Genomic DNA, 6,630 nt, shown 5'->3' with positions numbered 1-6,630 from the left:
GGTCACCGACCGATTCCGCGCCGTTCCGAGGACGGACACCCCCCGGCGCGGCCCCGACCCACAGCGCAACCGAACGCGCTACGCGCCCCCCACCGAAGCCCCACAGGCCGCCGCAGGCATCCGGCAGGCTTACCGCCGCTCCACCGCCGGCGGTGAGCCCGGGAGCGGGCGGCCGGCCGACTCCGTCATGAACCACACCGCCACGCCGCCGACCACGGCCGCGGCCATCATGTAGTACGCGGGCATCATCATGTTGCCGGTCGCCCCGATCAGCGCCGTCACCACCAGCGGCGTGGTCCCGCCGAACAGCGACACCGACACGTTGAAGCCGATCGACAGCGACCCGTACCGCACCCGCGTCGGGAACAGCGCCGGCAGCGCGGCCGGCATCGACGCCGTGAAGCAGACCAGCAGCAGCCCCAGCGCCGCCATGCCCAGCCCCACCGCCAGCAGACTGCCCTCGCGGATCAGCAGCATCGCCGGGACCGACAGCAGCAGGAATCCCGCACAGCCCGCCGCGATCACCGGCCGCCGCCCGACCCGGTCGGTCAGCGCGCCCGCGAACGGCTGCACGACCATCATCAGCACCATCACGCCCAGCACGACCAGCAGCCCGTGCGTCTCGTCGTACTCCAGCTCGCTCGTCAGATAGCTCGGCATGTACGACAGCAGCATGTAGTCGGTGACGTTGAACACCAGCACCAGGCCGACGCACAGCAGCAGCGCCTTCCACTGCCCGGTGACCATCTCCCGCAGCGGCACCTTCGGCCGCTCCGCCTCCGCCTTCTCGACCTCGGCGGCGAACGCCGGCGTCTCCTCCAGCCGCATCCGCAGGTACAGCCCGATGATGCCCATCGGCCCCGCGATCAGGAACGGGATCCGCCACCCCCACGACGTCAGGTCGCCGTCGGACAGCAGTGCCGTCATCAGCGTCACGAGCCCCGCTCCGCCGATGTACCCGGCCAGCGTGCCGAACTCCAGCCAGCTGCCCAGGAACCCGCGCCGCTTGTCCGGCGCGTACTCCGCGATGAAGGTGGACGCACCCGCGTACTCACCGCCGGTGGAGAACCCCTGCACCAGCCGCGCGACCAGCAGCAGCACCGGCGCCCACACGCCGATCGTCGCGTACGACGGGATCAGCCCGATGGCGAACGTACCCGCCGCCATCATGATCATCGTGAGGGCGAGGACCTTCTGCCGGCCGACCCGGTCGCCGAGCGGCCCGAAGACCATGCCGCCGAGCGGGCGGACCAGGAACGCCGCCGCGAAGGCGCCGAACGTGGACAGGAGCTGCGCCGTCGGGTTGCCCGACGGGAAGAAGACCTTGCCCAGTGTCACGGCGATGTAGCTGTAGACACCGAAGTCGAACCACTCCATCGCGTTGCCGAGCGCCGCCGCCTTCACGGCGCGCCGGACGAGGGCGGGGTCGGTGGCGGTGACATCGCCGCCGGGCGAGGACTTCCGGGATTTCGAGTTCGTGCGGGACGCGTACGCGGCGACGGAGGCAGCCGACAAGGCTTCGCTCGCCTACCTTTCGACGGGGACAGGGACACCCCGACCCGCACGGCGGCACTGTCGCCGGGCCGGAAAACGACCCGCAGCGCTCGCCACGGGCCGAAAAGCGACCATAGGCGGTGATGCGCCGCTTACGCCCGGTACGCTCCTCGTCGCGCTGTGCACCAAAACAGGGGGCACGCAGGCACGTCTGCGTGCCACGGAGCGCTGCTCCCCTCCGTGACCTGTGATCCTTCTCGCTCCTTCCGGAGGGAACCGCCCCTCCGGCGCACTATCGTCATCCGGACAAAACGAGGGTGGCGGTCAGGTGGAACAGGGGTTGCCTGCGTCTGTCTCCGGGGGTGATGCGAGCCTCATAGGGTTCGCATGAGGAACACAGCGCGTACACGGACGCGGACGAACGGGGCGGGAGGCCGACGGGGCGTGGCGAATGCGGAGCACAGTGGGCGACCGGCGGAGGCTTTCGGAACCCCGGCCGCGGACGCGGCCAGGGCGCGGTTGCGCGCGGCACGGCTGGGCCTGTGGCTGGTCGCAGCCGTCCTCGCCGTACGACAGCTGGCCGTGGTCCTCGGCACGCCGCGGGGTGAGCGGCTGACGGACCTGGAGACCTGGGTCGGGCCGGACGGCGTCCTGCACGTGGAGGGGTCGCTGTACGACTCCACGCAGTTCACCGGCACGCCCTTCGTCGGCCTGGTCCTCAAACCCTTCACCCGCGCGGCCGAGCAGGCCCTCGGCTGGGGCTGGACCTTCGGCAGCCTGCTGCTGGTCGTGGCCCTCGGCCTGGTCGCCGCCCGCGCCCTGCCCCAGCCGGTGGACCGCCGCACGTCGCTGCTGGCGGCGCCGGTCGCGGTGAGTCTGCTGATGCTGTCGCTGCCGGTGCGCAACGCGCTCTGGCTCGGCCAGACCAGCATCATCCCGGTCCTGCTGGTCCTGCTGGGCTGCTTCGCGGTACGGGGCCAGCGCGCCGGCGGTGTGCTGATCGGCGTCGCCGCCGCGCTCCAGCCGACCGTGCTGCTCTTCGTCCCCCTGCTGTGGTTCACGGACCGCAGACGGGCCGCCGTCACCACCGGCGTCACCTTCGCCGCGTGCACCGCGCTGAGCTGGGCGGCGATGCCGCAGGACTCGTACACCTACTGGGTCCACCACCTCGCGGGGGTGGGACTGGGCGGGGAGGCCGACGACCTCGCCAACCAGTCGCTGCACGGCGCACTGCTCCGGCTCGGCCTGTCCGGCCCGCTGGAGATCGCCCTCTTCCTGCTGCTCGGCGCCGCCGTCGCGGTCCTCGGCCTGCGCCGCGCGGTGCGCCTCGCCCGCGACGGCCAGCTGCTGCTCGCGGTGGCGATCACCGGCTGCGCGGCCATCGCGGTGTCGCCCACGACCTGGCAGCACCAGCTGCTGTGGGTGCTGCTCGCGGTCGTCGGCCGGGTCGGCCGGCGCGGCCGGGACCGGTACGTGTGGCCGGTCGCCGTCGTCCTGGTGATGACGCTGCCCGCGAAGATGATGCTGCCGAACATGGCGGCCCTGTACCCCCTGCGGGACAACGTGGTCCTGCTCGCGGCCCTCGCCGCCGCCGTGGCCGTACCGTTCCTGTCCCGCACCTCGCCGTACTACGACTCCCCGGTCCCGACCGAGCACGCCGCGCCGGTCCCGGCCCGCTTCCGGTACGTGCCCCTCCTCCCGTTCCTGCGCCGGGTCCTGACCCGTCCCAACCTCCTGCTGGAACTGCTCCTCATCCGGGTCACCTACGCCGCCTACTCCAAGGTCCGGCTCGCGGCGACCGGCGGCAGCAACTCGGCCGGCCGCGACCGCGCCGAGCGGCACGGCCACCAGATCCTCGACCTCGAACGTTTCCTGCACATCGACATCGAGCACGCGGTCAACCACGCGGTGGTCAGGATCGGCTGGCTGCGGAACTTCTTCGACTTCTACTACACGTCGTTCCACTTCGTCGTCCCGCTGACCGTGCTCGGGCTCCTGTACTGGCGCCGCCCGGTCGACTACCGCTGGGCCCGCTCGTCGCTCGGCTTCGCCACGCTGCTGGCCCTGGTCGGCTTCTGGCTGTACCCGCTGGCCCCGCCGCGCCTGATGCCGACGCTCGGCATCATCGACACGGTGCACGGCGTGCAGGACTTCTCCAAGCCCGACTACGGCACGCTGACGGCCCTGACCAACCAGTACGCGGCGATGCCGTCGCTGCACTTCGGCTGGTCGCTGTGGTGCGGACTGGTGATCGCGATCATCGCGCCGAAGGTGTGGATGAAGGCCGTCGGCCTGCTCCACCCCCTGTTCACGGTCGCGGCGATCGTGGCGACCGGCAACCACTGGGTGCTGGACGCGGTGGGCGGCGCGGCGGTGGTCGCCGCCGGCTTCGGCCTGACGTACCTGTTCCAGGGCCCGAGGGCCCGTACGGTCGCCGGCCCGGCGACGGCCGCGGACTCCGCCGGCATCCCGGCCCCGGCCAAGGCCGAGCCTCCGGCCCCGACGCCGGCCCCGACTCCGGCCCCCGCCTCGGCTCCGGCCACGGCCGGGTCCACCCGCTCGGCCGGGGACCCCGCGCCGCCCGCCGACGGTCTCAGCAGCGATCCCCCGACCCCGGCGAAGGACCGTAGCGGGAGCTGAGGCGGTACTCGCCCGGCACCCGCACGGTCAGGCGGGTGAACTCGCCGTCGCGGCTGAGGCACCCGCCGTCGGTCCGCAGCCACGGCGACCAGGCGACCCGCACGGTCACCGGGCCGGGCCGGGAGACGCGCAGGACCAGGTCGGCGCCGGTGCTCGTCACGACCGTGCCGGGCTCGGAGACGAGCGGTACGGCATCCCGCACCCGGTACACCCGCCAGTGCTCGTCCTGCCAGACGGGCTCCAGCCAGTCGGGCCGCAGCTCCGGGTCCCGCACGAGCGCCGCCTCGGCCTCGGCGGGGCCGTCCGGCTTGCCGAGCGGCAGCACGACGAAGCCGACCGCCCAGCGATCGAGCCAGGCCCGGTAGGTGGCCGCGGAGAAGGTGCCGTCGTAGAAGAGGCGCGCGCGTTCCGTGTCGAGCTGCCGGTTCCAGCCGCGGGCCAGGTTGACGTGCGGGGCGAGCAGGGACGCCTCGCGGTGGTTGCGGGCGGGCACCACCTCCACCCGCGTGCGGTCCGCCCCGAGCCCCTCCAGCGCCCGCACCACACCGTCCGTCTCGGTGGCCCAGGCGGGCACCACGGTGTACTCCTTCAGGTCGTCGGCGGTCTTCTTCCCCACCCACCCCACGGAGAAGACCAGGGTGACGACCAGCAGACCGCGCGTGAACCGCCGCGACCGGGGCGTGGCGAGCAGGGCCGCCAGCAGCACGGCGGGCGCGAGCAGCTGCGCGAACCGCTCGACGTTCGTGCCGACGGGCGAGGCGATGAGGTACGTCAGCACGGTCCCGGTCGCGTAGACGGCCCCGCTCCACCGGGCGACCCGCCAGGTGCGCGGGGCCAGCGCGGTGACGGCGAGGCCGAGCACGACCGGCGGCCATATCCGGGCCGCCGGCATCGGCTGCTCCCCGGTGAAGGGGAACAGCAGCGTGGTCAGCCCGACGACCGCGGCCGGCGGTGTCAGCAGCACCAGGGCACGCCCCCAGTCCCGCACGAGTACGTACCCGGCCCCCACGACGGCCAGGAACAGCCCGGCCACCGGCGAGGCCAGAGTGGCCAGCGCCGCGTACCCGGCGGCGAGGTACAGGCGCCGCTCCCGGAGCAGCGGTACGCAGGCGGCCAGCCCGAAGGCGACCCCGAGCGCGAAGGTCGTGCGTCCCGAGGCGACGTTGCACCACAGGGCGAGCGAGGCGAGCAGTGCGGGCCACAGCGGCCTGCGCACCCCGGCCCGCACGACCAGCACGGCCGCGAGCCAGGAGGCGGCCAGCCCGGACACCAGGGTGACCGTGCGCACGCCGAGCAGGGCCATCAGGTACGGCGAGATGACGCTGTAGTTGGCGGTGTGCATCCCGCCGTACCAGAACAGCCCGTACGCCGAACCGCCGTGCCGCGAGGCGAAGTCCGCCCATGCCTCCTGTGCGGCGAGGTCACCCCCGCCGGTGGCGAGAAACGCCCACCACACCGCGTACAGCGGAAGGGTGGGCAGGGTGGCGAGCAGCGGCACGCGGTGCCGGTGCCCGAAGGCACGCAGGGCATCGGCACGGCGTCTGTCCGGGCGCCCTTCGGGCCGGGAGACGGTGAGTTCGGCGGGGACCACGGTCGGGGGAATCCGTTCGGTTTCGTCGGTGAGCACGGCCTACGGCATCGGGACACGTGCGAAGACGAGAATTCGAACAGAAACGTTGACCGGAGCGCCACCGGCCCTCACGCGCGGGCGTTCCGGCACGGCGGAAGCGGAAGCGGGCGCGTTTGCGGCATGACGAAGGCGGCGGCCCCGGGGATCGGGGGGCCGCCGCCTTCGGCTGTGTGGGGCCGGATCAGTACCAGCCGTTGGCCTGCCAGAAGTTCCAGGCGTCGCACGGGCTGCCGTAGCGCTCGTTCATGTAGCTCAGACCCCACTTGATCTGAGTGGCCGCGTTGGTCTTCCAGTCGGAGCCGGCTGAGGCCATCTTCGAGGCCGGCAGAGCCTGGACCAGACCGTAGGCGCCGCTGGAGGCGTTGGTGGCGGTCACGTTCCAGTCGCTCTCGTGGTCGACGATCTTGGCGAAGCACTGGTACTGCGCCGAGTCGCCGATCATCGCCTTCGCGGTCGCCTGGGCCGAGGTGGGCGTCGCGGCCTGGGCGGGCGCGGCGGCGAGCAGGGTGCCGCAGGTGGCGGCGGCCACGGCGGCGCCCGCGAGGGCCTTGGGGGCGGCGACACGGCGGAGGAGGGAGGCGGCGGTCAACAGAGGGCCTTTCGTCGGGAACAGGGGCGCCAGGGCGTGCCCGGCCGCGTGGTGCGGGCCTGGTGGGCATGCGACGGCGCCGCGACCCCCGTGGGGTTGTCGGCGCCTGGCGACTCGTCCAGAGAAACAGGCCGGATCGGGGTCCGCAATCACCCTTTTTGCTAGTGGTGGTCGTATGTGGGGTGATGGGTCATGGTGTGACCGGGCTCTCAAAGCGCAGGTCAGAGGCCCGTGGCGAGTCTGCGCTGACGTCGTGTCGGCTACGGCCGCGCATCGT

The 6,630-nt window shown here is 72.8% G+C and carries 4 protein-coding genes; 1 reads left to right on the top strand and 3 read right to left on the bottom strand.

All coding sequences use genetic code 11. The annotated features are described in order from the left end of the window. Nucleotides 1-129: 129 nt before the first annotated feature. Nucleotides 130-1,515, bottom strand: coding sequence for a glycine betaine/L-proline transporter ProP (gene proP / locus H0H10_RS01925; protein ID WP_188179018.1), 1,386 nt, complete (start codon nt 1,513-1,515; stop codon nt 130-132). A 423-nt stretch (nt 1,516-1,938) separates the two neighbouring features. Here proP and H0H10_RS01920 point away from each other — a divergent pair, with 423 nt between their 5' ends. After that, nucleotides 1,939-4,134 (top strand): bifunctional glycosyltransferase 87/phosphatase PAP2 family protein, encoded by a 2,196-nt coding sequence (locus tag H0H10_RS01920; protein WP_188179017.1) that lies wholly within the window; start codon nt 1,939-1,941, stop codon nt 4,132-4,134. On the opposite strand, the gene H0H10_RS01915 is transcribed toward H0H10_RS01920, so the two are convergent. After that, nucleotides 4,088-5,725, bottom strand: a complete 1,638-nt coding sequence (locus tag H0H10_RS01915; protein ID WP_188179023.1) for a hypothetical protein — start codon at nt 5,723-5,725, stop codon at nt 4,088-4,090. The two genes, H0H10_RS01920 and H0H10_RS01915, sit on opposite strands and share 47 nt — an antisense overlap. A gap of 220 nt (nt 5,726-5,945) precedes the next feature. Next, a complete protein-coding gene (locus tag H0H10_RS01910; RefSeq protein ID WP_188179016.1) occupies nt 5,946-6,353 on the bottom strand; it encodes an aggregation-promoting factor C-terminal-like domain-containing protein in 408 nt (135 codons plus the stop codon). Nucleotides 6,354-6,630: the final 277 nt, after the last annotated feature.

It is taken from the genome of Streptomyces griseicoloratus, from assembly GCF_014534645.1.
GTDB lineage: Bacteria > Actinomycetota > Actinomycetes > Streptomycetales > Streptomycetaceae > Streptomyces > Streptomyces griseicoloratus.
Note: the sequence above shows the minus strand (reverse complement) of the source record. Positions and strands in the feature narration are given on the sequence as shown.